The sequence below is a fragment of the Kribbella speibonae genome, assembly GCF_004331375.1.
GTDB lineage: Bacteria > Actinomycetota > Actinomycetes > Propionibacteriales > Kribbellaceae > Kribbella > Kribbella sindirgiensis.
On record NZ_SJKC01000001.1, the window covers coordinates 1,729,854 to 1,754,464 of the forward strand.

23 protein-coding genes are annotated in these 24,611 nt (G+C 69.3%); 14 read left to right on the forward strand and 9 right to left on the reverse strand.

The features are described from left to right. Window positions 1–267: 267 nt before the first annotated feature. Window positions 268–1,371, reverse strand: a complete 1,104-nt coding sequence (locus E0H92_RS08685; protein ID WP_131495895.1) for a LacI family DNA-binding transcriptional regulator — start codon at window positions 1,369–1,371, stop codon at window positions 268–270. A 107-nt stretch (window positions 1,372–1,478) separates the two neighbouring features. Here E0H92_RS08685 and E0H92_RS08690 point away from each other — a divergent pair, with 107 nt between their 5' ends. Both E0H92_RS08690 and E0H92_RS08695 read left to right on the forward strand, forming a co-directional pair. Next, on the forward strand, window positions 1,479–3,095 hold the full coding sequence (locus tag E0H92_RS08690) for an acyltransferase (protein ID WP_131495896.1): 1,617 nt from the start codon (window positions 1,479–1,481) through the stop codon (window positions 3,093–3,095). Between the two features lie 255 nt (window positions 3,096–3,350). Continuing rightward, window positions 3,351–4,451, forward strand: a complete 1,101-nt coding sequence (locus E0H92_RS08695) for a hypothetical protein (RefSeq protein WP_238153151.1) — start codon at window positions 3,351–3,353, stop codon at window positions 4,449–4,451. Here the strand turns inward: E0H92_RS08695 and E0H92_RS08700 are convergent. Continuing rightward, the gene (locus E0H92_RS08700) at window positions 4,372–5,664 is read right to left on the reverse strand and encodes an MFS transporter (protein WP_131495897.1); all 1,293 of its coding nucleotides are present in this window, start codon (window positions 5,662–5,664) and stop codon (window positions 4,372–4,374) included. The genes E0H92_RS08695 and E0H92_RS08700 overlap by 80 nt on opposite strands. A gap of 23 nt (window positions 5,665–5,687) precedes the next feature. Beyond that, window positions 5,688–6,308, reverse strand: a complete 621-nt coding sequence (locus E0H92_RS08705; protein WP_131495898.1) for a helix-turn-helix domain-containing protein — start codon at window positions 6,306–6,308, stop codon at window positions 5,688–5,690. Window positions 6,309–6,471: 163 nt separating this feature from the next. Here E0H92_RS08705 and E0H92_RS08710 point away from each other — a divergent pair, with 163 nt between their 5' ends. The 3 genes from E0H92_RS08710 to E0H92_RS08720 all read left to right on the forward strand — a co-directional run bounded on the left by E0H92_RS08710 (window position 6,472) and on the right by E0H92_RS08720 (window position 9,290). After that, window positions 6,472–6,837, forward strand: coding sequence for a hypothetical protein (locus E0H92_RS08710; RefSeq protein ID WP_131466088.1), 366 nt, complete (start codon window positions 6,472–6,474; stop codon window positions 6,835–6,837). A gap of 96 nt (window positions 6,838–6,933) precedes the next feature. Then, complete coding sequence (locus tag E0H92_RS08715) at window positions 6,934–8,187, forward strand: class I SAM-dependent methyltransferase (protein WP_131495899.1); 1,254 nt, start codon at window positions 6,934–6,936, stop codon at window positions 8,185–8,187. Further along, window positions 8,184–9,290 (forward strand): SdiA-regulated/phytase-like domain-containing protein, encoded by a 1,107-nt coding sequence (locus E0H92_RS08720; RefSeq protein ID WP_131495900.1) that lies wholly within the window; start codon window positions 8,184–8,186, stop codon window positions 9,288–9,290. The genes E0H92_RS08715 and E0H92_RS08720 overlap by 4 nt, the downstream gene beginning before the upstream one ends. A 1,175-nt stretch (window positions 9,291–10,465) precedes the next feature. Here the strand turns inward: E0H92_RS08720 and serC are convergent. The 3 genes from serC to E0H92_RS44960 form a co-directional block, all read right to left on the reverse strand. Beyond that, window positions 10,466–11,650 (reverse strand): phosphoserine transaminase, encoded by a 1,185-nt coding sequence (serC, locus tag E0H92_RS08730; protein WP_337590462.1) that lies wholly within the window; start codon window positions 11,648–11,650, stop codon window positions 10,466–10,468. Between the two features lie 100 nt (window positions 11,651–11,750). Then, window positions 11,751–12,602: a phytanoyl-CoA dioxygenase family protein gene (locus tag E0H92_RS08735; RefSeq protein ID WP_131466094.1), complete on the reverse strand. Its 852-nt coding sequence runs from the start codon at window positions 12,600–12,602 to the stop codon at window positions 11,751–11,753. Window positions 12,603–12,777: 175 nt separating this feature from the next. After that, complete coding sequence (locus tag E0H92_RS44960) at window positions 12,778–12,924, reverse strand: hypothetical protein (RefSeq protein WP_238153153.1); 147 nt, start codon at window positions 12,922–12,924, stop codon at window positions 12,778–12,780. Between the two features lie 21 nt (window positions 12,925–12,945). Here E0H92_RS44960 and E0H92_RS08740 point away from each other — a divergent pair, with 21 nt between their 5' ends. After that, on the forward strand, window positions 12,946–13,458 hold the full coding sequence (locus E0H92_RS08740) for a helix-turn-helix domain-containing protein (protein ID WP_238153156.1): 513 nt from the start codon (window positions 12,946–12,948) through the stop codon (window positions 13,456–13,458). Here the strand turns inward: E0H92_RS08740 and E0H92_RS08745 are convergent. Continuing rightward, a complete protein-coding gene (locus tag E0H92_RS08745; protein WP_131466098.1) occupies window positions 13,455–14,567 on the reverse strand; it encodes a citrate synthase 2 in 1,113 nt (370 codons plus the stop codon). The genes E0H92_RS08740 and E0H92_RS08745 overlap by 4 nt on opposite strands. A 157-nt stretch (window positions 14,568–14,724) precedes the next feature. Between E0H92_RS08745 and E0H92_RS08750 the strand changes: the two genes are divergently transcribed. From E0H92_RS08750 to pdxH, 3 genes are read left to right on the forward strand one after another with little or no spacing between them, the layout of a single operon-like run. Then, window positions 14,725–15,342 (forward strand): hypothetical protein, encoded by a 618-nt coding sequence (locus E0H92_RS08750; RefSeq protein ID WP_131495902.1) that lies wholly within the window; start codon window positions 14,725–14,727, stop codon window positions 15,340–15,342. Between the two features lie 31 nt (window positions 15,343–15,373). Continuing rightward, on the forward strand, window positions 15,374–17,248 hold the full coding sequence (locus tag E0H92_RS08755) for a hypothetical protein (RefSeq protein WP_131495903.1): 1,875 nt from the start codon (window positions 15,374–15,376) through the stop codon (window positions 17,246–17,248). 9 nt (window positions 17,249–17,257) lie between these two features. After that, complete coding sequence (gene pdxH / locus E0H92_RS08760) at window positions 17,258–17,902, forward strand: pyridoxamine 5'-phosphate oxidase (RefSeq protein WP_238153159.1); 645 nt, start codon at window positions 17,258–17,260, stop codon at window positions 17,900–17,902. On the opposite strand, the gene E0H92_RS08765 is transcribed toward pdxH, so the two are convergent. After that, window positions 17,848–20,025, reverse strand: coding sequence for an MMPL family transporter (locus E0H92_RS08765; RefSeq protein WP_131495904.1), 2,178 nt, complete (start codon window positions 20,023–20,025; stop codon window positions 17,848–17,850). The two genes, pdxH and E0H92_RS08765, sit on opposite strands and share 55 nt — an antisense overlap. Window positions 20,026–20,141: 116 nt before the next feature. Between E0H92_RS08765 and E0H92_RS08770 the strand changes: the two genes are divergently transcribed. The 4 genes from E0H92_RS08770 (at window position 20,142) to E0H92_RS08785 (ending at window position 22,993) form a co-directional block, all read left to right on the forward strand. After that, window positions 20,142–20,849 carry a TetR/AcrR family transcriptional regulator gene (locus tag E0H92_RS08770; RefSeq protein ID WP_238153160.1) on the forward strand — a complete coding sequence of 236 codons (708 nt, stop codon included), beginning with the start codon at window positions 20,142–20,144 and terminating at the stop codon, window positions 20,847–20,849. Between the two features lie 272 nt (window positions 20,850–21,121). Next, window positions 21,122–21,415, forward strand: coding sequence for a hypothetical protein (locus E0H92_RS08775; protein WP_238150847.1), 294 nt, complete (start codon window positions 21,122–21,124; stop codon window positions 21,413–21,415). Then, window positions 21,415–22,383: an SPFH domain-containing protein gene (locus E0H92_RS08780; protein ID WP_131286108.1), complete on the forward strand. Its 969-nt coding sequence runs from the start codon at window positions 21,415–21,417 to the stop codon at window positions 22,381–22,383. The genes E0H92_RS08775 and E0H92_RS08780 overlap by 1 nt, the downstream gene beginning before the upstream one ends. Window positions 22,384–22,387: 4 nt before the next feature. Continuing rightward, window positions 22,388–22,993: a CGNR zinc finger domain-containing protein gene (locus tag E0H92_RS08785; RefSeq protein ID WP_131466108.1), complete on the forward strand. Its 606-nt coding sequence runs from the start codon at window positions 22,388–22,390 to the stop codon at window positions 22,991–22,993. Here E0H92_RS08785 and E0H92_RS08790 read toward each other — a convergent pair. Further along, on the reverse strand, window positions 22,990–23,700 hold the full coding sequence (locus E0H92_RS08790; RefSeq protein ID WP_131466110.1) for a hypothetical protein: 711 nt from the start codon (window positions 23,698–23,700) through the stop codon (window positions 22,990–22,992). The genes E0H92_RS08785 and E0H92_RS08790 overlap by 4 nt on opposite strands. Before the next feature lie 238 nt (window positions 23,701–23,938). Between E0H92_RS08790 and E0H92_RS08795 the strand changes: the two genes are divergently transcribed. Continuing rightward, entirely contained in the window at window positions 23,939–24,574 is a 636-nt protein-coding gene (locus tag E0H92_RS08795; protein ID WP_131466111.1) for a TetR/AcrR family transcriptional regulator, read from the forward strand. Window positions 24,575–24,611 lie beyond the last annotated feature (37 nt).

The window sequence follows — 24,611 nt, forward strand, 5'->3', positions numbered from 1 at the left end:
GCCGAAACGCGATCCCCCGCGGCCCGGACGACCACCCGCGCCAACCCTGCGACTGAGGGGCCAACCCCCAACCCGAGGGGATAACCCCTCAGTCGCAGGGTTGCCCCCTGAGAATCCGAGGGGGCAACCCTCCGCCTCGACGGGCAACCCCTACGCGCCTCCGCGAACCCTCCAAGCCGGGGGAGGCCCACGGAGTTGGAGGGTTGCCTGCTGAGAATCTGGCGGGGCAACCCTGCGGGGGAAGGGGCAACCCCGGCGGAGGCGGGGTTAGGACGGGGCGGGGCCGGAGGATTCGCGGTGGCGGAGTTCGCCGGCGGGGGCCTCTTCGTGGAGGGGGTGGTTGCCGGTGACGATGCGGAGCAGGAGGTCGGCGGCGGCGCGGCCGCGTTCCATGGTCTTCTGGTCGACCGCGGTGATCCCGGGCCGCGCGAGTTCGCACAGCGGCGAGTCGTCCCAGGCGACGATCGAGACGTCGCCGGGGACCGCCGTACCGAGATCCATCGCGACCCGCAGTGCCGCGACCGCCATCAGGTCGTTCCCGAGCACGATCGCGGTCGGCGGATGGGGGCCGGTCAGGAGTTGGCGCGTGAGTTCGGCGCCGTCGTCGTACCGGTAGCTGCCCTCGATGTGCCGCACCGTGATCCCGTGCCGCGCGGCGTGCTGCTGCAGCGTCTGGACGCGGAGCCGTTCGTGGATGAACGTGAACGGTCCGCTGATGTGCGCGATGTCCGTGTGCCCGAGCTCGGCCAGGTGCCCGAGCAGCAGCGAGACGGTCTCGTCCGGCGAGCTGATCAGCCGTCCGACCGTGTCGTCGGGCTCGTTCGAGCTCACCACGACGCAGGGCACCCCGAGTTCCTTGAGCAGCGGGATCCGCTGGTCGTTCTCGAGTTCGTCGAACAGGATGAACCCGTCGACGCGACCCTGCCGTGACCAGCGCCGCAGTACGTCGAGGTCCTCGCCGTGCTCGCCCGTGAGCCGGAGCAGCAGCGACGAGTCGACCTCGTTCAGGTACTGCTCGATGCCGACCAGGGTGCGCATGTAGAACGCTTCGGTCGAGATCAGCGCGGGGTCCCTGGCGATCACGATCCCGATCGTCCGGGTACGGCTCGCCGACAGTGCGACCGCGGCGGAGTTCGCGTGGAAGCCCAGCTCCTCGGCCAGGTCGAGCACCCGCTGGCGCGTCTCGTCGCTGACCCCGGCGCGGCCGTTCAGCGCGTACGAGACGGAGGCCTTCGAGATGTGCAGCCGGCGCGCGAGGTCGCTGATCGTCACCCGGTGGCTTCGGCGGGTGCTGCTCGTCGTACCGTCGCCGCCCTCTGTGCCGCTGTCACTGCCGTCGTCGCCGTCCGTAACGGGTCCGCTCGTGGTCATCGCCCGGCCGCCCCTCGCACAGACGGAAAAGTGTTCATGTCAGACGGGAGGTTAGCAGCGGCCTCTCGGGGCTGGTCTGCGTCCCAAGAATTGGATAGCGTTTTCCCATGCTGCCGAACGAGCCGTTGCGACTGGATTTCCTGCCGTGGGAGTATGCCCGGAAGGCCTCCGCGGCCGAGCGTGACCGGCAGGCCGAACGGCAGGCGCGGCTCGGCGGGTCGGTCGAGCTCGCGCCCGACGTGTACGTCGCGGAGTCGGCCGCGGTGTACTGCGACGAGCTCCGGATGGGGGACCGTTCGTACATCGCCGCGCACGCCTACGTCACCGGCCGGATCGCGCTCGGCGCCGACTCGACGATCAACCCGTTCGCCGCGGTACGCGGTGTGGTGACGATCGGCGACGGTGTCCGGATCGGCGCGCACACGTCGCTGCTCGCCTTCAACCACGGCACCGCGCCCGGCGAGCCGATCTTCAAGCAGCCGCACACCGCGGTCGGCATCACGATCGGCGACGACGTCTGGATCGGCTCCAACGTGACGATCCTGGACGGCGTCACGGTCGGACCGCACACCATCATCGGCGCCGGCGCGGTCGTCACCAAGGACATCCCGGCCGACTCGGTCGCGGCCGGCAACCCCGCCCGTATCCTCCGCTCGCGGACAGGAGCATCCATGTCAGGTGATCTACCGACCTTGCTGAAGGACTTCGCCGCGAAGGCCCGCGCGCAGACCGACGACGTACTCGCGCGCTGCTGGGACGGCTCCCGCTTCGTCGACCGTCCCGGGATCGATCGCGATCCGGAGATCCGCCCCTGGTGCGACGCCATCGAGATCGCGGACCTGCTGGTACGCCGGACGCCGGCCGGCCACACCCGTGACGATCTCGTGCGCCGGCTCCGCGCGCGCCAGGACCCGCCCACCGGACTGGTATCACCCGGAGACCTCTCCGACGACGGTCTCGGTAAACCGTCGGACGCCGAACTCTCAGTCCTGGAAGGGCCCGCGAGCTATCACGTTCTGTGTGTCGGCTACGCCCTCCAGGTCCTCGGCAGCAGCTTCGAGCATCCGATCACCACGGACTTCACCGTCGACGAACTCGACAACTTGCCCTGGGCAAGGAGAGCCTGGTCGGCCGGCTCCGGCATCGACGCACTCGGTACGGCGCTCGCTGTCAACCGTAAACCCGGTGAACTTGAACTCTTGATGGGCTGGCTCCACACCCGCGTCGATCCTGAAACCGGCGCGTGGGGCTCACCGCATCCCGACGACGGTCTGCTGCAGGTCGTGAACGGTTTCTACCGCCTCACCCGGGGCACCTACGCCCAGTTCGGCCTTCCGTTGCCGTATCCGGAGCAGGCCGTCTCCACGGTTCTTGCCCACAGCAACGACAAGCGGATGTTCACCGGCGACAACTACAACGCGTGCAACATCCTCGACGTCATCCACCCGCTCTGGCTGGCCCGCAAGCAGACGACGTACGGCGAACAGGACGGCCGTCGCTGGGCCGAGGCTCAGCTGCGCGCCATCCTGCCCCGCTGGGTCGACGGCGCCGGCTTCGCCTTCGCACCGGACGGCACCGACGACCGCGCGATCCCGGGGCTGCAAGGCACCGAGATGTGGCTGGCCATCATCTGGCTGCTCTCCGACTACCTGGGCCTGTCCGACGCACTCGGCTACCGCCCCCGCGGCGTACACCGCCCGGAACCACTGATCAACCTCCGCTGACCTCCCACTTTTCTGGGATACCGCGGTGCGCCCGATCGGGCCACCGTGGTCGGCATGAGCACACCCAGGAGAGCTGTAACGGCCGGTGCGTACCGACGGTCGGCCGACCCCGATGGCACAGTGATCGGGAACTGCCGCCTACCCTGACCTCGTGGACCCCCGCACGCGCCGACTGGTGACCTCGCTCGTACTGGCCGCCCTGGTCGCCATCGTCGTCGTGGCGGCCTTCCTCCGCTGACGCTAACGTGTGGGCGCATGAGTAGTCCCGGTGAGCGTTCGTCGTACCTGATGCGGGCTGGGCTGGTCCGCAACGTGCGGTCGGGGGAGCACCTGACCACGTTCGTGGTGTCCGGGGTCGCGACGGTGCTGATCACCCGGCTCATCCTCAGCCTCAGCGGGTACCCGCAGATCGGCGGCAAGGGCCTGCACATCGCCCACGTGCTGCCCGGCGGGCTGCTGATGCTGATCGCGATCTCTCTGCTACTCGGGTACGTCGGTCCCGTGGTGCGGCCGGCCGCGGCGACGATCGGCGGGATCGGGTTCGGGCTGTTCATCGACGAGGTGGGGAAGTTCGTCACCTCGGACAACAACTACTTCTACAAGCCCACGGCCGCGATCGTGTACATCGTCTTCGTGCTGATCGTCCTCGGGTCCCGGTTCCTCGCCACACGCCGGCCGATCGATGCGCGGGAGGAGCTGGCGAACGTCATCGACCACACGGTCGAAGGGGTCGCGGGCGGTCTGTCCAGGCGGCGCCGTGCCGAGGCGGCGGAGCTGCTGCGCGCCGTACCTCGGCAGATCGAGGGGCGGCGGGAGACTGCCGAGCTACTCGCCGCATGTCCGCCTGACGAGGTCGAGCTGGCCGCTCCGGTGGACGCGGCCTGGCAGGCGCTGCAGCGTGGGTTCGAGCGGCTTGCCACCCATCCGAAGGCGCCGCCGATCGCCGTGGCCGCACTGGCGGTCCAGTTCGTGGCCGCGCTCGTCATCGCCGCTGTGCTGGGGGAGGGTCTCAATCACCTTCCGGTGCTCGGCGTGACGGCGGGCAGTTTGTTGTCCGCGACGTTCACGTTGCGCGGGGCTCTGGCGTTGCGGAAGCGCAATCGGGCCAGGGCGGTCCGGCTGTTCGAGCTGGCGGTGCTGGTGTCGTTGCTGATGACACAGGTCTTCCAGTTCGCCGCTACGCAGTTCGCGGCCGCCGGCGGGATGCTGCTGGACCTGGTGATGCTCGGGCTGCTGCGAGCAGAGCGAGAGCGGATGCGGCGCGAGCTGGACAACGCTACGAAGACGAAGGCACTCCGACTGCCACCCGATCTGGATCTGCCGCCGTTTCCGGAGGATCCGTCGGACCCGGTGTAGCTCGCCACTGCTCGTGCCGGCCGATCAGCACCGGTGACATGGTGGCGATCAGATAGATCGCGCCACCCGCGAGCAGTGCGGGCGCCAGTCCGATGGCGGCGACGGCCCCACCGGCCACAAGACCCCCGAGAGGTACGCCGGTCCAGCAGACGGCGTTGGACAGTGAGTTGACCCGTCCGCGCAGGTGGCTGGGGATCCGTTCGAGCTGGATCGCGCCGAGCACCGGGTTGATGAAGCCGGCTCCGATGCCGCCGACGGCGTACACCGCCATCAGGGTCCAGAGCGGCGCATCGGTGGCCATCGCCACGAAGCGCGGCGCTCCGGCGATCAGGAACGCGACGGTGAAGACGAGCTTGCGGGGGATGCGGTCACCGATGGCCGACGCCAGCAACGCGAACAGCGTTGCGGTCACTCCGAACGACGTGAGGATCAGGCTGGTGTGGCCGGGGCCGTAGCCGTGCTCCTTGATCCAGACAGGCAGCAGTACCGTGCTGGTCGCGGCGTCCAGCAGGTTGGTCACCGCGATCATGACCACCAGCGGCAGCAGCAGCTTGTCGGTCCGCAGGAAGGTCCAGCCCTCCAGCAGCCGGCGGCCGTACCCCTGTTCCTGCTCCTGCTTTGGTGCGGGCGTCGCGTACTTCGGAATCCAGCGGGCGATCAGTACGGCGCAGATGCCGAACGACACCGCGTCGATCCAGAGGGCGTTGACTGCTCCGACCAGGGTGATGAGGCCGCCGGCGAGCGCGAACGCGAAGAAGCCCGCCAGGCGTTCCGTCGTACTCTCCAGGCCTGTCACCCGCTCCAGGGGAACCTTGGCCACGCGCGCGATGTCCGGGATCAGCGTCGACTTGGCGGCATCGCCTGGCCCGCGGAGCGCGCCGGCAATCGCGACCAGCACCAGCAGGGTCGGGAAGTGCAAAAGACCCAGCTCGTGCAGGAGGGGGATCAGCGCGACCACCGCAGTACTGGCGGTGTCGGCCACGATGCTGATCCGGCGCGCCCCGACCTTGTCGATCAGCGGGCCGCCGATGGCCTTCACCACCACTAGGGGCGCCATCTCCGCCAGTGCCACGAGGCCTGTCTTCACGGGCGATCCCGTGGTGATCAGGACGAACCACGGGATCGCGATCGCGCTGACCCGGGTCCCGCAGATCGACACCACGTTCGCCACCAGGAACGCCGCCAACGGCGCCCGATTGCCCTTGTCGCTCATAGTCCGCCTCACCCCCGGTGCCGCTAGCGCGTCTCGCGTGGGAACGCCTGGATCTGGACGGTGACCTGCTCGGCGCCTTCCGGGAGCGGAGCGGTCAGGTCCGGCGTCTTGTACTTCTCCAGGACCGCCATGACCTCGCGCATCATCACGTCCAGCTGGTCGGCCCGGAGATGGAAGAAGTAGTCCGAGAGCACGCTGGCGTCGCGCCAGTCCTCGGGCATCGTCTGCATCGCGTCGATGAAGCCGAAGATGTTCTCGGCGTACGTCTGGCCGACGCCGTGCAGGAAGCCCAGGGCCAGCTCGGGCTCCTGGTCCAGCAGCTCGGCCGCGTTGAACTCGGTGCCCTGGTGTGCCGACTTCCACCAGCGGTCGCGGGCGTTGCCGCGGCTGTCGTCCTCGACCACCAGGCCGGCGTCCGCGAGCTGGCGGAGGTGGTAGCTGGTCGCGCCGGTGTTCACCCCGAGGCGTCCGGCCAGGGTGGTGGCGGTCTGCGGGCCGTAGACGCGGAGGAGGCCCAGGATCCGGTTCCGCATCGGGTGGGCCAGGGCGCGCACGAGGTGGCGGTCCAGCTGGACCGTCCGTGCGGGCTCGGTCCGTGCGGGCTCGGCGCTGTGGTTCTTCGCGCTGTGGTTCTCGTCGCTCATGAGTCTGAGCTTAGGACTGCAAAGACTCTTTGCAAAGTGATTTTGCAAAGAAGTTCTGCGGTTTGGTTGTCCACAGGTTCCGAATCGGTGCGCCGGCGGCGCCGGGATCGCGGCATCTTCTCTGTCGACCACGGATCCACCGAGGAAATGGAGAGAACCAGCGATGATGCGCGTGATGCTCGAGGACGCCGACTACTGCGACGTGCCGGCCGACCTGATGACGTTCGACGACGGCGCCGTGGTGTTCTGGCGCGAGGGCGAGGAGGTCGGCCGCCACCGGCAGGCCCGGATCCGGTCGCTCGAGCCGATGAACCCGCGCTCGATGACCCACAAGATCAAACGCGCCCGGAAGACCCACCCGAACGCGTTCCGTCAGTGGAGTCCCGAGGACGAGCAGACCCTGATCGAGATGTTCCACAACAGCGCACCCCTGGAGCAGCTCGTCGAGGCACTGGGCCGCCAGGAAGGCGGCATCATCACCCGCCTCAGAGGGCTGGGGTTGCTCGCCGACGACCAGCAACTCCCATGAACCGGCCGGGGGTGAGTGCGGTGAGTTCACGGGGTGCGACGGTGGGTGGGCGAGACCCTTTTGTGATCGACCCAATGGGTCGGGGACAATGGCGCGATGCAGCCAGAGGTGCGGTCGGACGAGTCGGCGCTGCCGGAGGAGTCCGGCGCGCGGGCGGTGATCCGTGCTGCCCTGCTCGACCAGAGTGGTTTGGTGCGCGGTCTGGCCTCGGGCAGGCGGCGCGGGCTGGAGCCGCCGGCGTACCTCCGGGCGGAGCTGCGGTACGTCGATCTGAAGGGTCAGCGGCACCTGCAGATCACCGAGTTCGACGAACGCCAGGCGCACACGCGGAACGTGGCCGGCGCGGACCTGGAGAAGGCGGTCGACGAGCTCCTCGACCTGCCGTACGGGTCGTGGCACGTCGAGACGACGAGCGAGACGCTGCGGCTGCGGTACACCAAGAAGGGCAAGGAGCTGCTGCACCGGCAGGAGGACCGCCGGGAGCAGGAGACCGGCCACGACCGGGTGAAGCGGCGGGTGCTCGATCCGGCGGCGCCGTTCCTGATCGAGCTCGGGATCAGCGACCACCAGGGGCGGGTGAAGCCGTCCCGGCAGGCGAAGTACAAGCAGATCGAGGAGTTCTGCAAGCTGCTCGCGCCGGCACTCGACGACGCGGTGTCAGCCGGGCGGATCGCGGCCGGCCGCCCGCTGCAGGTGGTCGATCTCGGCTGCGGGAACGCGTATCTCACGCTGGCGGCGTACCACCTGCTCACCGCGGCCGGACATGACGTCCGGATGACCGGTATCGACCACAACCCGGCGGCGCGGAAGCGGAACACGCGGGTGGTCGAGGCGCTCGGCTGGCAGGAACACCTGCGGTTCCTGGACGCGACCATCGAGGGCGCGGAGCTGGACGTCCGGCCGGACGTCGTGCTGGCGCTGCACGCCTGCGACACCGCTACCGACGACGCGCTCGCGCGGGCCGTCGGCTGGGAGGCCTCACTGGTGCTCGCGGCCCCATGTTGTCATCACGACATCCAAAAGCAGCTGAAGAGCGTCACACCACCGGCGCCTTATGCGCTGATGACGAGATATGGCATCGTTCGTGAGCGGTTCGCCGACGTCCTGACGGACTCCCTGCGGGCGGCGGTGCTCCGACAGGTCGGTTACCGGGTGGAGGTCGTGCAGTTCGTGGACAGTCAGCACACGCCGCGCAATCTGTTGCTCCGCGCTGCGCGGACCGGTGCCAAGCCGACCGCGGACCTGCAGGCCGAGTACCGGTCGATGGTCACTGAATGGCAGGTGACGCCGCGGCTGGCCGAACTCCTCCTGCCGCCCGAGCAGACCCCGGCCGCCGAGGTGGTCTCGTGAGACAGGTCCGGACCGCGCTCGCTCTGCTGGGGGCGACGCTGTGCACGCTGGCGGGCGTGGCGCTGCCCGCGTCGACGGCCGCGGCGAGCCCGGACGCGGGGCCGACGACACCGGCGCCGAAGAAGCTGTTCACGATCCGCGACGAACGGATTCAGGAGTCGTCCGGGCTGGCGAAGAGCGTCAAGCACTCGGGCATCTACTGGACCGTGAACGACTCCGGTGACACCGGGCGGGTGTTCGCCGTGGACGGCACCACCGGCAAGGTGAAGGCCGTGCTGCGGTTCGGCGCGAAGGTCACCGACGTCGAGGCGCTCGGCGTGGACCGCGACGGCACGATCTACATCGCGGACATCGGCGACAACAAGGAGAACCGGGAGCAGATCGAGATCTACACGATCCCGGAGCCGGCCACGCTCGAGGACGAGGCGAACGTCAAGTACCACCGGTACGACTTCAAGTACCCCGACGGTGCGCACGACGCCGAGACTCTGCTGATCGAGCCGGGGACCAGCCAGCTCTACATCGTGACGAAGGCGCTCAAGGGCACCGGCGCGATCTACGCGGCCCCGCCCGCACCGTCCCGCGAGGGGACGAACGACCTCACCAAGCTCGCCGCGGCGCCGACCGGGGTGATCACCGACGGGACGTTCCTGCCGGACGGGCAACGGGTGGTGCTGCGGACGTACGCCGACGTGACGACGGTCGCCTGGAGCGAAACCCCCAACGCCATCGCCCGCGGCGCCGCGCCGCTGGGCCAGGGCGAGACCGTCGCCGTCGGCCCCACCGACGGGTCCGTCCTGGTCGGCAGCGAAGGTGCGAACTCGGGCGTCTACCAGGTCCAGGTGCCCGCCAAGGCCGCCGCCTCCACGCCCCCCAAAACCAGTGCCACCCCCAAGCCGGCCACCACAGGCGACAGCAACAACGCCGACTCCGGCAAGAGCCACAACCTCCGCTGGATCATCATCGGCGCCGCCCTGTTCGCGCTCATCATCACCGTCATCACCTTCCCCCCAGGCCGCCGCGAACGCCAAGACCGCCAAGCCGAAAACGACCGCCTAACCGGCCAATCCCCCCCCCCCCCCCACCGCCGCCAACACTCCTAACCCCGCCCCGCCCGCCCGCCGCGTCCCGGCCCCGCCCGCCGCGTCCCGGCCACGCCCGTCCCGTCCGCCGCGTCCCGGCCTCGCTCGCCGCGTTCCGGCCCGACCCCCAGCCCAAGCCGCTGCACCGGCGGGCACCCGCCCACGTCGGCACAGCCGCACCCGAGCGCGTACGTCCCGCGCCATGCCCGACTGCGCCTGGCGACGGACTTGGCACACGAAGGGTTATCCCCTCGCGTTATGGGTTCTCTGCTGGTGTGCGCTGGGAGAACCCCCAACACGAGGGGATATCCATTCCTGTGTGCCGACCGCCGGCCGGCGTGTCCCGGCGTCGGCTCACCCGCCGCGCACCGCGCATCCCGGCGCCGGCCCACCCGCCGCGCACCGCGCATCCCGGCGCCTGCCACCCGCCGCGCACCGCGCATCCCCGTGCGCCGTGCGCCGCGCATCTCCCGGCCGCCGCGCACCGCGCATCTCTCGGCCGCTGCACGCCGGGCACATCTCCACCGGACCCACCGCATGCGCCGCGCCCCGGGCACCTCGGGCACCCGCCTGCGGCGCACAGCACCCCGGGTGCGTCCCGTCTCGTCCCGTCTCGTCCCGCTCCGTCCCGCTCCGTGGCGTCCCGTCAGTTCGGCTGTCCTCGGCACCGCGGCTGCGCTCGGCGTGCCTGTTGCCGTGCTGCACGCCGGCCTGCCGGGTGAACGCGCTGGCCTGCGGCTCCGTCCAATCGGCGGTACAGGCCCCACCCTCACCACCTGGCTCCGCGCGTCGGCCCGGCGGACCGAAGCGAACGCCCACCACTCACCAACCAGCAGGCGCCCGCGCGCCGTACGCTCAGCCGGTGGTCTGATCCGCCGATGAGCGGGGTTGGTGAGTGGTGGGCGTCCGTTTGCCTGGCGGGCCGACGGATCGCTGCGGCAGGAGAGCACCGTCGCCGGCCCCGCGGTACCCCAGGCGGCCCGACAACACCGCTACTCCCGGCCATCTCGCCCTGCTCCCCGACCGTGCTCGCCGGATGCTCGGCACGTCCCGTTGTGCCGTCGCGGCTCGAGGTTCAACCCCGCGGGTGCTGGGGGTGGGCTGCCGGTGGGGTGTCTGCGCGGCGGTGGGCAGGCGCGGCGGTGGGAAAGGGCAGCCGCCGGCCCCGGGTGGGGACGGCGGCTGTGGCGTGGGGGTTACTTGAGGTTTTCGACGACGTAGTCGATGGATTGGGTCAGTTTCTCGACGTCTTCGGGGTCTACCGCGGGGAACATGGCGACGCGGAGCTGGTTGCGGCCGAGTTTGCGGTAGGGCTCGGTGTCGACGATGCCGTTGGCGCGCAGGGTCTTGGCGACGGCGGTGGCGTCGATCGCGTCGTCGAGGTCGATGGTGCCGACGACGAGCGAGCGGGCGTCGGGGTCGGTGACGTACGGCGTCGCGTACTCGGACTTCTCGGCCCACGTGTACAGGCGGGTGCTGGAGTCCGTCGTACGGGCGACGCTCCAGTCCAGACCGCCCTGGTTGTTGATCCAGTCGGTCTGCTCCGCCATCAGGAACAGCGTGGCGAGCGACGGCGTGTTGTACGTCTGGTTCTTGCTGGAGTTGTCGACCGCCGTCGCCAGGTCCAGGAACGCCGGGATCCACCGGCCCGAGGCGGCGATCTCCTCGACCCGCGCGAGCGCGGCCGGGCTCATCAGCGCGATCCAGAGGCCGCCGTCGGAGGCGAAGCCCTTCTGCGGGGCGAAGTAGTAGACGTCTGCCTCGTTGAGGTCGACCGGCAGGCCGGCCGCGCCCGAGGTGGCGTCGATCGCGACCAGCGCGCCCTCGTCGGCGCCCTCGACGCGCTTGACCGGCGCCATCACGCCGGTGGAGGTCTCGTTGTGCGGCCACGCGTACAGGTCGACGCCGGCTTCCGCGACCGCGACCGAGCGGGTGCCGGGGTCGGCCTTCACGATCGACGGGTCGCCGAGGTGCGGCGCCAGCTGCGAAGCCTTCGCGAACTTCGAGGAGAACTCACCGAAACTCAGGTGCTGGCTCTTCTCGCGGATCAGTCCGAACGTCGCGACATCCCAGAACGCGGTCGAGCCGCCGTTGCCGAGCACCACCTGGTACCCGTCCGGCAGCTGGAAGAGCTCGGCGACGCCTTCCTGGACCCGCTTCACCAGGTTCTTCACCGGCGCCTGCCGGTGGGAGGTGCCGAGCAGCTTCGCGCCCTCGGTCGCCAGGGCGGCGACGGCTTCCGGGCGGACCTTCGACGGCCCGGCGCCGAAGCGGCCGTCGGCGGGCTTGAGCTCTTCAGGAATCCGAATTTCGCTGGTCACCAGCGTGTCCCCTTCGTCGTCTGCAACTAGAAGGCCGACGACGCTGTCAGCGCGCTCCATCTTCGCACACCCCACCCAACCCTCCGCGCGAAGGTCCACTTTGTGCACCAGATCCGTACGGCGGACCGCCTGGCGTACGGATCTGGTGCACAAAGAAGGGCTACTCGTGCTTGCGGGTGGTGCGCTCGGTGCCGGTGAGGAGCGCGACGGGGCCGTCGGGGGTGTCGGTCCATTCGCCGCAGGCGCCGCCGCCCTCGGCGACCTCGAGGGTGAGTTCGGTGCCGTCCATCCGCAGCGCCGGGTGGTAGTACTGCGCGACCCGCTCCGCCTCGCCCTCGATGTAGTGGCCGATGAGCGCCCGCCGGAACCGGTCGGTCGTGACGTTCGGGTTGCTGCCGTGGACCAGTGCGCCGTGGAAGAACAGCACGTCGCCTGGCTCCATCTCCACGGGTACGGCGCCGCCGTCCGACGGGAGCGGGACCGTGACATCGGTGAAGCTGACCGTGGTGTCGGCCTTCTCGGTGCAGAGGATCGGCCAGCGGTGCGACCCCGGGACGACCTCGAGACATCCGTTCGCCTCGTCGACCCGGTCGAGCGCCATCCACGCCGCGATGCAGGTCCCGGGATCGGCCTTCAGGTAGAAGTTGTCCTGGTGCAGCGCCTGCCCGCGGGAGCCCGGCGGCTTGAAGTAGAGCATCGTCTGTACGGCGTACGGCGACCTGCCGAGCAGTGCCGTCATCACCTGATCGATCCGCGGGTCGGTCAGCCACTGCCGCGACGTGTCGTCCCACCGGTGCATCTGCGCCAGCCGCGGGTACCGCTTGAGCGGGTCCCGGTCGGTCGACGTGTGACCCGCGAACTCGTGCGCCTGCGGCCCGTGGCGGCGTACGTCCATGTAGTGGTCCCGCAGGCGCTCGGCCTCGTCCGGGGAGAACAGCCCCCGCACCAACGTGTACCCGGTGCGCTCGAACTCTTCCTGATGTACGTCGACAACATTGGATGAAACGCTCATGCACGGCTCCCGCGAATCTGCCTTATTCTTCCGGTGAACCCCATTTTCCTGCGAATGCACCGCGACGGACCACGGACGATCCACGCGAGGACTTGAACTTTTGTTGCATCGACTCCGGCTCGAGCGAATGACCGCTCCGACCTTCTGGCGCTGCGAACCCAGCTGGTCCTGGACATCACCCGTGCTGCAGGACCACCTGCTCTGGTGCGTCGTCGACGGCCGCGGCGCCCTCGAACTCGACGGGAACCGCCAGGAACTGCGTCCCGGTGTCTGTGCGGTCTTCCAGCCAGGCGACACCCCACGAGCCACCCATGACCCGCACCGAAGGCTCCTGGTTTTCGGCATGCACTTCGAAACCGGTACGACGGCCGCCCCCGATCCGCGCTGGGGCGAGGTGCTCGATCGCGAGCTGCTCGGCGTCCTCGCGCGGACCAGCGACGCGTCGTACCGGCGTGGTGACGCTCTCGGACGGCACCAGGCCGAACTGTGCCTCGAGCAACTGGTCGCCCTGATCTGGGACGCCGTCCACCACCCGGGCCGCAGCGTCACCGACACCGCGGTCGACGAGATCGCCCGGCAACTCCGACAGGACCCCGGCCGGGACTGGACCGTGGCGGAGATGGCCTCCAACGCCTCCCTGAGCCGGGCCCAGTTCACGCGCCGCTTCGTCGCGCAGTTCGGGATGTCGCCCGCGCAGTACCTGATCCAGGCGCGGATCGACCGCGCGCACCAACTCCTCACCGAGAGCGGCATGACCGTCACCGCGACGGCCGCCGCCCTCGGCTACACCGACGTCCCGTACTTCAGCCGCCAGTACAAACAACGCACCGGGCGAAGCCCGAGCCAGGACCGCTAAGCCCAGTTGGGGTTCCAGCCCTCGATGGAGTCGGCCGGGCGCGAGGCAGGACCGGAGTAGATCGCCGACGGGCGGATCAGGCGGCCGGTGCGTTTCTGCTCCAGGACGTGGGCGCTCCAGCCGGCGGTCCGGGCGCAGGTGAACATCGAGGTGAACATCGGCGGCGGCACCTCCGCGAAGTCCAGGACGATCGCCGCCCAGAACTCCACGTTCGTCTCCAGCACGCGGTCGGGGCGCCGCTCCCGCAGCTCGGCCAGCGCGGCCTGCTCGAGCGCCTCGGCCACCTCGTACCGCGGGGCGGCCAGTTCACGCGCCGTACGGCGAAGTACCCGGGCGCGCGGGTCCTCGGCCCGGTACACGCGGTGCCCGAAGCCCATCAGCCGCTCGCCGCCGTCCAGCAGACCCTTCACGTACGAGCGCGCGTCACCGCTGCGCTCGACGCCCTCGATCATCGTCAGCACCCGCGCCGGTGCGCCGCCGTGCAGGGGCCCGGACATCGCACCGACCGCACCGGACAGCGCCGCGGCGACATCCGCCCCGGTCGATGCGATCACCCGTGCGGTGAACGTCGACGCGTTCATGCCGTGCTCGGCCGCGGACGTCCAGTACGCGTCGACCGCCCGCACGTGCTTCGGGTCCGGCTCGCCGCGCCAGCGGGTCATGAACCGCTCGGTGATCGTGGTGGCCTTGTCCACCTCGCGTTGCGGCACCATCGGTTGTCCGATCCCGCGCGCCGCCTGCGCGACGTACGACAGCGCCATCACGGCCGCCCGGGACAGGTCCTCACGAGCCTGCACGTCGTCGATGTCGTACAGCGGCCGCAGACCCCAGGCGGGTGCGAGCATCGCCAGCGCGGACTGTACGTCGACCCGCACGTCGCCGGTGTGCACGGGCAGCGGGAACGGTTCCGCGGGCGGCAGGCCCGGCGTGAACGCGCCGTCGACGAGCAGGCCCCAGACGTTCTCGAACGGCACGCGGCCGACCAGGTCCTCGATGTCCACGCCGCGGTAGCGGAGCGCCGAACCTTCCTTGTCCGGCTCGGCGATCTGCGTGTCGAACGCGACCACACCCTCCAGCCCGTGCTGCACCTCGGTCCTCGGATCAGACATGCGACTCCCTCGTCCTCGTATCAGGACGCAGGCCCACCAGGAGAGCCCGCGCACCTGGGCGCTCAGGCAGCATATGTCTCAGTGTCGACGCTCGGACAGCTTTGTGACCGGTTCGGAGGTTCGGGGGGTGGACCGCACGCAGGTCTAGTCTCGGTGCATGACAAAGCCTCTCCCCGCCCTCGGGCTCGTGATCGGCGTCATCGTCACCTATGTCGCCGTGGGTACCTCGTCCTATGCGACGCCCCGGTTGATCCGGCGCCTGCAAACGTTCCGCGAGGACCTCGGCGATTCGCTGCCCTGGCTCGCGCTGCTGGTCGTCATCGCGGTCGTGCTCGGCCTGCTGATGATGGCGCCGGCCATCGGCGCCGGGGTGACCACCGGGTCCGGGCTGCTGCTGACCGCGGTCGGCGTGGCCACGATGGTGCTGCCGATGCGGCAGTCGTTCGACCTGATGAAGCTCTTCGAGTTCCCGGGGGCGCCGCGTTTCGGCGCGTCGTACTTCCTGTTCGACGGGTCGATGATCCTGCTCGGCATACCGCTGTTGCTGGTCGGTATCCGGCGCTGGGGCCAGGAGGCCAAGCTGGCCAAGCTTCCGCAGCCGCCCGGGCTGGGGCAAGGCGGCTACCAGTCCACCTACCCGCAGCAGACGCAGCAGTGGGGCGGCTACCCAGGCCAGCAGCCCTACCAGCCACCGCAGCCGCCCAGCCAGCAACACAGCCAGCCGCAGGACCGGCCGCAGAACCAGCCCCCGCAGTACCCGGGCCAACAGCAATAACTTTCCCTGCGGAGCCTGCATCAGGCTCTGCATGGAAACGCTGATCGCCTACAACTTCGCGCACGAGAGCACCGCGCGGGCCGCCGCCGGTCGTGCCCGGGTGGAGGCGTACTACGGCGGTCTCTGGGGGCGCGAGGCCAAGCACCAGGGGTACGACGGACGAACGGTCGGACTGCACATGTGGGACCGCCACGACGGCACGTGTCTCTGGCCGTCCTGGCACGACGATGGCGACGTCCGCGTGGCCAGTGTGCACGCGCCGCTCGGCTACCAGCGCGTGATCGGCGACATCACGCCGTCCGATGCCCCAGCCCAGTTGGCAAAGGCAGTACGGCGTACTCCGGCAAGCTTCCTCGAACTGGCGCCGCCGTTCACGATGGCGCTCCTGGACCCAGAACAGGAACGCCTGGACCTGTTCACCGACTCGATCGGTGTCGGACGGCTGTTCCAGCTCCGACTCCCGGACGGGTGGGTGTGGACGAATCGTCCCGCGGCTGCCCTCCTCTTCGCGGGCGTTCCAGCTGTGGCAGCGCCGCGTGGCTGGAGATTCGCTGCGGCGTGCGGCTGGTTCATGGACGACACCACGCCGTACGACGGTGTTCTGACGGTGCCCGGTGCGACGCACATAGTTGCCGACGGCCACCGTCAGCAGCGGACCGTCAGCCGGATCGAGACGACCAGTGTGTGGTCGACGGACAACGCGGACACCGCAGAGGAGACTGCCGCCGCACTGCAGGACGTAGCGCGATCGGTGGGCCGCCTGTGGCCGGGACAGCCGACTGTGGACCTGAGTGGCGGCCGCGACTCACGCGTCGTCGCAGGTGCGTTTCTCGCCGCAGGTGTCGATCTGAAGCTCAACAGCTACGACGCTGTCCCTGGCGAGCTGGAGGTCGCGGAGTCGCTGGTGGAACTGCTGGAGCAACCAGTCGAGCACGTGGTGAGTAGGAAGACTCCTGGAAAGCCAGTCAAGCCGACCGCCAAGCCGCAGCCGCTGGAAATGGTCAACCGAGCGCTGCGCTGGCACCGGTACGCCGAGGGCTTGCGCCCCGCCAGCTACCTCTTCCACACGCCACCCGCAACGCTCGCTGGTGTTGGGCACCTCGCGATCGGAGGCGCCGGCGGTGAGGTGGCACACGGCCACTTCTACCCACGCGACGTGCTGCAACTTGACGCGCTACCGCTGCCGAGCAAGCTGAATGCCTTCAGCAACCACCTCCAGACCCGTCTGGTCGCGGCGGCGGGACCCGCGGCCGAAGCCCGTGCGGCCGTCGGCGAGCAGGTCGAGCGCGTACTGCGGACCGCGGTCCACGGCGGCATCGAGAACGCGACCATGCTCGACTACTTCTACGTCGTCGAACGCCTCCGGCGCTGGGGTACGACGGGGGAGCGCACCGGTGTCGTCTCGCCCCTCCTGATCCCCGCGTTCGTCCGGTCGGCGTTCGCCCTCGACCCCGCGCAGCGCGTCGACAACGCACTGCACCGCGAGCTCGTTCGGCGGCTGGTGCCCGCGTGGGGCGACGTACCGTTCTTCAAACCCAGTCCGACCGTCAGCACGCGCAGGAGCCCGGCGAAGGTCCGCTGTCTGGCTGACGCCGCCGACCGCGACTTGATCGAGCAGCTCCTGAAAGACGTCGAAGGCTTCGAGTCCCTCGACACCCTGTGGGCAGCATCCGTCGCCGGCGCCAGTTCGGCCGCGGGTGAAGCCACGCTCCGTCAGGCGCTGTGGCGAGCCACCTTCGATCAGCACCTCGCCGAGGTCAACCAGCACCTCCCAAGCGCTCCCAAGGCTCAACAGAGACCAGTCACTCAACCAATCGTGCAAAGACGCCGCAGTCCGGTCGTCCGCGCGATCGGGCGTACCAAGGTGTGGCGGGCCTATCGGCGGAGCAGGTTCGGACGTAAGTAGGCTCGAAGCGTGGACCTTGCGGAGATGCGGCGTACGTACGGGCTCGGTGAGCTGCTGGAGAGCCAGGTGGCTTCCGACCCGGTCGTGCAGTTCCAGACCTGGCTCGAGCAGGCGAGGGAAGTCGGCCTGGCCGAGCCCAACGCCATGGTGCTCGCAACAGCCGACCAGGACGGGCGTCCGTCGGCGCGCACCGTGCTGCTGAAGCGTGTGGACGAGCGTGGGCTCGTCTTCTACACCAACCAGCAGTCCCGCAAGGCCGACGACCTCGCCGCCAACCCGCACTGCGCCCTGGTGTTCCCGTGGCACGCGATGGAACGGCAGGTCCGCATCGAAGGCACGGTCAGCAAGCTGCCCGGCGACGAGGTCGACGAGTACTTCGCCAGCCGCCCGCGGGAGTCACAGCTCGGTGCGTGGGCGTCGCAGCAGAGCCAGCCGGTGGAGTCCCGCGAGGAGCTGGACCTGCAGTACGAGTCGTACGAGCGGCAGTGGCCGGAGGGCACCGAGATCTCCACGCCGTACTTCTGGGGCGGGTACCTGGTGGCCCCGGAGGCGTTCGAGTTCTGGCAGGGCCGCACCGGCCGTCTGCACGACCGCTTGGCCTACCGCCGGACCAGCTCCGGCGGCGACTGGGAGCTCTCGCGGCTCCAGCCCTGAGGCTCCTCCCGGAAGCCGTGTGACTTCCACCAGCGCGCCAGCGGCGCCGGCGCCCACCAGTTCGCGCGGCCCAGGAGGCGCATCGTCGCCGGCACCAGCAATGCCCGGACGATCGTCGCGTCCAGCGCGATCGCGATCACCAGCCCGACGCCGATCATCTTCACGAACACGATGCCCGACGTGGAGAACGCCGCGACCACGATGATCAGCAGCAGCGCCGCGCTGGTGATGATGCCGCCGGTCCGCTGCAGCCCGAGCGCGACGGCCTGGGTGTTGTCGCCGGTCTTGTCGTACTCCTCCCGGATCCGGCTGAGCAGGAACACCTCGTAGTCCATCGACAGCCCGAACAGGACGGCGAACAGCAGCACCGGGTTGGTCGCGTCGAGGAACCCGGCCGGCGTGAAGTCCAGCAGCCCGGACAGGTGCCCGTCCTGGAAGATCCACACCATCGCGCCGAACGCCGCCGACAGCGACAGCACGTTCATGACCAATGCCTTCAAAGGCAGCACGAACGAGCCGAAGGCAACGAACAGCAGCAGGAACGTCACCACCACGATGAATCCGGCCATGTACGGCGCCCGCTCCTTCAGCACATCGAGCAGGTCGATCACCGCGGCCGTCTCACCACCGACCTGTACGTCGGTCCCGGACGGCGCGGGCACCGCGCGCACCCCGTGAACGACGTCCCGCGCTGGCAACTCCTGTGCGGTGAAGCGCGTGTGCACAACAACCGATGCGACGCCGCGCGAGTACCCACCGATCCGCACGTTCTCCACGTCCCGCACCTGCTGCAACGATGAGATGTACGGCGCCAACGCCGCCGAAGGATCACCTGGGGCAGAGGAGAACCGCACCGCCGCGTAGATGTCCGACCCGCCCGCTCCCGGGAAGTCGCGCTGCAGGGTCTCGGTCACCGTCCGCGAAGTGGCGCCGGGCGGCAGCGACCGGTGGTCGACGCCGCCGAGTTGCGCGCTCAGGAACGGAATTCCGAGCACGAGCAGCACCGGGACGAGGACGACGACGTACCGGATCGGGCGTCGCATCACGCTGTGCGCCAGCCGATACCAGGCACCATGCTCAGCAGCCGAACGCCGGGGCTTGAAGATCCGCAGGTTGTTCACCCGGTGCCCGAGGACCGCGAGCAACGCCGGCAGCGCGGTCAGGGCCGCGATCATCGCGATCGCCACCGCGGCGGCGCCGCCGTACGCCATCGACTTCAGGAACATCACCGGGAACAGCACCAGGCTGGTGATCGCCACCCCGACGGTCACGCCGGAGAACGCCACCGTCCGCCCGGCCGTCGCCATCGTGGTGGCCAGCGCCGTCTCGACATCGTTGCCGCGGGCAAGTTCCTCGCGGAACCGGGTGACGATGAACAAGGCGTAGTCGATGGCCAGTCCGAGACCGATCATCGTGACGATGTTGATCGAGAAGATCGACACGTCGGTGATCGCCGACAGGCCGCGCAGCAGCACGAACGAGCCGAGGATCGCGAGCGCCCCGACGAACAGCGGCAGTGACGCGGCGACCAGGCCGCCGAACACCACCACCAGCAGGATCAGCACGATCGGCGTCGAGATCGTCTCGGCCTTCACGATGTCGTGCTCGGTCTGCGTGTTCACCTCGTCGAAGACCGCGACCTCGCCGCCGACCTTCGTGTCCAGACCGGCCGGTCCCGAACGCACCTGCGAGGCGATCTTGTGGAACGTGTCCAGCCGGTCCTCCGGCGTCGCACCGGCGAGTGTGAGGACGGCGTACGTGCTGTGCTGGTCCTTCGAGACGAACACCGGCGACTTGGTGCTCCAGTACGTCGACACCGCGGTCACGTCGGCGGTCGGCAACTCATCCAGGTCGCCCTCGACCGCCTGCCGGAACGACGGATCGGCCACGGTCCCGGACGGGTTGCGGTAGAGCACGATCACGTCGGTGCCGGTGCGGCCGACGTTCTGCTCGATGGTCTTGACGGCGTTCGCGGCCTCGGTGTCCGGCGCGTCGAAGCCGCCGTTGGCCAGCGAGCCGAACACGCCGGTGCCCCAGACGACGCCGAGGGCGACGAAGACACCGGTCAGGGCGAGCACCAGACGGCGCCGCCGGTAGGCGAAACGGCCGAGCGTCTCGAACACGAAACTGTCCCCCAGGGCGTAGATTGAGCGGCAGGAGCTGGAGTGAACAGCGTTAACTGTTAACGGTGTTCACTCTACGATCGTGCCCCCTGGCGATGTCAAGGAGAGATTTGACGGTGGAGAGCCGAGACCGGCGGAGAGCGGCGACGCTGGCGGAGATCAAGTCGGCGGCCCGCCGGCTGCTGGTTTCCGGCGGTACGGCGGCCGTCGGCCTGCGGGCCGTCGCGCGCGAACTCGGCCTCACGCCACCCGCCCTGTACCGGTACTTCCCGAGCCACGAGGCCCTGATCGGCGCCCTGATCGCGGACCTGTACGACGAACTCACCGCGGCCCTGATGGACCTGCAGTCGACCGACGACGACGTGGATCTCGGCGCCCGGCTGTACCTGCTCGCCAACGGACTGCGGGACTGGGGACTGGCCCACCCGGCGGAGTTCGCGCTGCTGTTCGGTACGGCGGTGCCGAGTCCGGACGCGGCGGACCACGAGGAGACCCCGGGGCACCAGGCGGCGATGCGCTTCGGGTCGGTGTTCAAGGAGTTGGTGGCGCAGATCTGGCACTGGAAGCCGTTCCCGTACCCGCCCGACGAGGTCCTCGGGTCCGAGCTGGTGGCCCAGCTCACCCAGGAGTCGGAGCACTTCGGTGGGATGCCGGCCGGCGCGATCTACCTGTCGCTCACGTACTGGACCCGGCTCTACGGCCTGATCTGCATGGAGATCTTCGGCCAGCTGCACTGGGTGCTGCCCGACGCCGCGGCGTACTTCGAGGCACAGCTCTACGAGATCGGCCAGGCGCTCGGGCTGGACTGCCCGGCGCCGGAATAAGAGAAGCCTGCGGGCGCTTCCAGAGACACGACCGGGTGGCCGAACTCAGGGTCAGGCGGACTACCTGACTGCCCGCAGGCCCGGTGGCTGGCGTTGGTTTCGGCCGACCACTTGCCCACTTAACTGTGGTTGGCGGTTAGCCCGCCGCCACCTCACGAGTCCGATAGCAATTCATGCGTTGGACCACCTCCCTTCGCGTGTACTGAGAACTTACTGCCACGAGGTTTGCCCTTCAACAGAATTTCGCCCTGGGATGAACCACAATCGACGGCATGATCAGACTCGGACTGCCGGCGATCGTGTTGCTGATCGGCGCCGCCTGGTTCGCGTGGTCCTCGTACCGCCGGGCCGTCAGCGCGGAGCGGGCACTGGCCACGCTGAACGCCGAACATCGGGCGCTGATGCAGGAGGTCAGGGCACTGGAGCGGGCAGTCGCGGCTGCGGAGCAGGGTCTACGTACGCTCAGCTCGCATCCGTCGGTGCCGCGGGACGTCGCGGTCACCGCCGACCTGACCCTCGCCGACGTCCGGCGACTGGTGGAAAAGCACAAGGAGCTCGACGACTGATGGCAAAGCTGGGGAACGCTGCTGCGGCGCTCAAGCCCAAGGGGGGCGGCAAGGCGAAGGTGATCGGGATCCTGGTCCTGATCGTGATCGGGATCATCATCCTGTTCAACATCTTCAACTTCGCGAACACCGACGCCAACCGGATCGGGCTGCACTACGGCGGCGGCGTGATCGAGGACAAGAAGTTCAAGTCGGTGATCCCGCCCGGCTCGACGAACAAGCTGATCGGCCCCGGCGACACGCTGTACACGTACCCGACCGACCAGCGCTCGTACATCATCGGCGGCGACGGCGCCGATACCGATGCCGCCGACGAGGTCACCGTGGTCAGCAAGGACAACGTCCGGCTCGGTGTCCGTGTCCAGGTCTACTTCACGCTGAACCGCAACAAGGACGTGCTGAAGTCGTTCCACGAGCGGATCGGTCTCAAGACCGAGGCGTACGAGGAGAGCGGCTGGAACGAGATGCTGCAGAGCTACTTCCGCCCGCAGATCGACCGGGCCCTGTCCGCGGTCGCCACCAACTACGGCTGGGCGGAGCTCTACAACAACGAGAAGATGAAGTCGGCGTTCCAGTCCGCGGCGGCCAAGGAGTTCACCCGGCTGCTGCCGGCCGCGGTCGGCGGCGACTACTTCTGCGGCCCGGGCTACAACGGCAACAACGACTGCGGTGAGCTGTCCTTCACGGTCCAGAAGCCGATGCCGCTGGACAAGGGCATCATCGACGGCCTGGAGGCCAAGCAGCGCGCGGAGCTCGCGAAGGCGACGCAGGAGCAGAAGAACCAGCAGGTCAACGTCGAGCTGCAGTCGGTCAAGCAGCAGGTCGCGATGCTCGGGGCGCAGGGTTACCTGCTGAAGACCGCGATCGAGTCGGGCAAGATCCAGTTCATGGTCATCCCGCAGAACGGCAACGTCAGCATCCCGGTGCCGACCACGGCCACCACCCAGCCCACGACGCCGGCCCGGTAGCCGGATGAGCGCGCTGCCGTCCCACCTGGAGCTCGTGCAGGGCGTCGTCCTGCCCAAGCCGGTCGGCGCGCACCCGGTGCTCGACTTCGTCAACACCCGGTCCGAGTGGACCACCCGTGGCGCCGCGCGGACCGAGTGGCTGACGTCGTACGAGGCCTTCCTGATCTGGAGCTCCTACGTCGGCCTGGTACCGCCGGCGACCGTGTTCCGGCTGATCGAGCGAGCCGGGAGCAGTCCGACCGAGGTGGGACGGCGGCTGCGGACCACCCTCGATTTCCGCTCCGAGCTGTACGACGTACTCACCGGCCAGGCGACCGATCACACCTTCGCGGCGGCGGCCCGGCTGATCGAGAAGGCCTCCGCGCGGCGGCACCTCGTACGCTCGGCGGACGGGCCGGTCTGGGAGCTGCCGGAGGATCCGGAGCTCCCACTGCACAAACTCGCGTTGCTCGCGGGCGAGCTACTGACCGGCTCGTCGCGCGAGCACGTGCGGACCTGTCCGTCGTGCGGCTGGCTGTTCCTCGACGCCCGGGGCCGCCGCCGCTGGTGCTCGATGGCCACCTGCGGCAACCGCGCCAAGGTCCGCGCCCACGCCGCCCGCGCCCGCTAGTTGAAGGCTGCCGGGTCGACCGTGATCCAGGTGTGTTTGGCGCGGGCGAGCACCCGGCCGTCGGCGTCGTACAGGGTGCTCGCGGTGAAGGTCTTGCGGCCGTCCTCGCCGAGGTAGCGGCCGAGCGCGACGCATTCCTCGCCGGCCTCCGGCCGCGCGTCGATGCACGCGGTCAGCTGGCCGAGCACCGACGGGCGACCTTCGAGGTCGATCGTCCAGCCGCCGGGGCAGTCGAGCGCGGCCCACAGGAACACCTCGTCGACCAGTCCGTCGGTCGCGAGGTCCGCGGCGGGCGTCCAGGTGCACGCCGTACGGCCGCCGCCGATCGGGCCGGGTTGCAGGCGCAGACCGTTCTGGTTCGCCGGCCCGCACACGAAGCAGGTGGGGAACGGGTGGTCGTGCAGCCCGCGGTACGACGCCTCGGCCGCGCGAGCCTCTTCGGGCAGCACCGGATCGATCGTCGCGTCGGCGAGGAACTCGCTGTCGACGGGCACCGCCTCTGCCACCACAGCGTCACCGTCCGTCAACCGTCCGGCCGCCAGCTCGAGGTCCTTCTCCAGCGGCGGCGGCATCCGCAGAGTCACCTTCGGCACCGCCTCCGGCCCGAGACCGGCTGCCAGCGCGGTCCCGACCAGACCGGCGACGTACCCGCCGTTGCCCGACCTCTCCGGCCCCTGAAATCGCCGCTCGACCCGCACGAAACTCATGGCCCAGGACCCTAATGCACTAACAGGAATCACTCGTTTGTACACGGGCCGTGGTGGAGGTGTGAAGGCAGAAGGGGCTGGGAAGGAAAGGGTTTCAGAGAAATCTGAGGATTTCTCGGAGACAACTGAGCTGAGCCCTCCAGTTCAAACGACCGTTTGAACTATGCTGACTGCAGGCTACTGCGCGTGAGCAGGTGGGGTGCCTGCGCGAGCAGTAGCTGGGGGGAAGGAGAACTCTGTGGAGACACCGGTCGAAACGACCCGGGAGAGGTTGCTCAACGTCGCCGAGCAACGATTCGGAGAAGGGGGTTACGAGGGAACCTCGCTGCGCGCCATCACGGTTGCGGCGGCAGCGAACATCGCGGCGGTCAACTATCACTTCGGCTCGAAAGAGGCCCTGCTCCGCGCGGCCGTGGCGCGGGCGATGGCGCCGGTCAACACCGAACGGCGGCGCCGGCTGGACCAGTTGGAGGCGGGCGCTCCGCCGACGCCGGAGGCGCTGATCCGGGCCTTCGTCGAGCCCGGGCTGGATCTCGTACTGCGCCGCGGTGAACGCGGTGCGCTGATCGCACGGTTCATCGGCCGGATCGCGTTCGATCCGAGCCGCCGGATCCGTGAGCTGTACGCGGTCGAGTCCGAACCGATCGAGAGTAGGTACCTGGCGGCGCTGCAGAAGGCGCTGCCGCAGGCATCACCGGACGCGGTCGCGTTCGGGTACGTGAACATGCTCGGGCTGCTCGCGCTGCATCAGTCGCAGGCACTGTCCCCGACGCCGGGTGCCGCCGGCGTTCAGGACACGGCGGACCCGAGCGACCTGGCCGAGAACCTGGTCACCTTCCTGGTGGCCGCGTTCGACCACGGCCTGCGTTCCTGACAGCTGGGAACCGTGGATTCCCTGCCCACGGTTACCG

What these genes read in the sequence shown, in the direction of transcription:
- E0H92_RS08685 (WP_131495895.1), bottom strand. Translation starts at nt 1,371, where the DNA reads ATGACCACGAGCGGACCCGTTACGGACGGCGACGACGGCAGTGACAGC.
- E0H92_RS08690 (WP_131495896.1), top strand. Translation starts at nt 1,479, where the DNA reads ATGCTGCCGAACGAGCCGTTGCGACTGGATTTCCTGCCGTGGGAGTAT.
- E0H92_RS08695 (WP_238153151.1), top strand. Translation starts at nt 3,351, where the DNA reads ATGAGTAGTCCCGGTGAGCGTTCGTCGTACCTGATGCGGGCTGGGCTG.
- E0H92_RS08700 (WP_131495897.1), bottom strand. Translation starts at nt 5,664, where the DNA reads ATGAGCGACAAGGGCAATCGGGCGCCGTTGGCGGCGTTCCTGGTGGCG.
- E0H92_RS08705 (WP_131495898.1), bottom strand. Translation starts at nt 6,308, where the DNA reads ATGAGCGACGAGAACCACAGCGCGAAGAACCACAGCGCCGAGCCCGCA.
- E0H92_RS08710 (WP_131466088.1), top strand. Translation starts at nt 6,472, where the DNA reads ATGATGCGCGTGATGCTCGAGGACGCCGACTACTGCGACGTGCCGGCC.
- E0H92_RS08715 (WP_131495899.1), top strand. Translation starts at nt 6,934, where the DNA reads ATGCAGCCAGAGGTGCGGTCGGACGAGTCGGCGCTGCCGGAGGAGTCC.
- serC (WP_337590462.1), bottom strand. Translation starts at nt 11,650, where the DNA reads ATGGAGCGCGCTGACAGCGTCGTCGGCCTTCTAGTTGCAGACGACGAA.
- E0H92_RS08735 (WP_131466094.1), bottom strand. Translation starts at nt 12,602, where the DNA reads ATGAGCGTTTCATCCAATGTTGTCGACGTACATCAGGAAGAGTTCGAG.
- E0H92_RS08740 (WP_238153156.1), top strand. Translation starts at nt 12,946, where the DNA reads ATGCACTTCGAAACCGGTACGACGGCCGCCCCCGATCCGCGCTGGGGC.
- E0H92_RS08745 (WP_131466098.1), bottom strand. Translation starts at nt 14,567, where the DNA reads ATGTCTGATCCGAGGACCGAGGTGCAGCACGGGCTGGAGGGTGTGGTC.
- E0H92_RS08750 (WP_131495902.1), top strand. Translation starts at nt 14,725, where the DNA reads ATGACAAAGCCTCTCCCCGCCCTCGGGCTCGTGATCGGCGTCATCGTC.
- E0H92_RS08755 (WP_131495903.1), top strand. Translation starts at nt 15,374, where the DNA reads ATGGAAACGCTGATCGCCTACAACTTCGCGCACGAGAGCACCGCGCGG.
- E0H92_RS08775 (WP_238150847.1), top strand. Translation starts at nt 21,122, where the DNA reads ATGATCAGACTCGGACTGCCGGCGATCGTGTTGCTGATCGGCGCCGCC.
- E0H92_RS08780 (WP_131286108.1), top strand. Translation starts at nt 21,415, where the DNA reads ATGGCAAAGCTGGGGAACGCTGCTGCGGCGCTCAAGCCCAAGGGGGGC.
- E0H92_RS08785 (WP_131466108.1), top strand. Translation starts at nt 22,388, where the DNA reads ATGAGCGCGCTGCCGTCCCACCTGGAGCTCGTGCAGGGCGTCGTCCTG.
- E0H92_RS08790 (WP_131466110.1), bottom strand. Translation starts at nt 23,700, where the DNA reads ATGAGTTTCGTGCGGGTCGAGCGGCGATTTCAGGGGCCGGAGAGGTCG.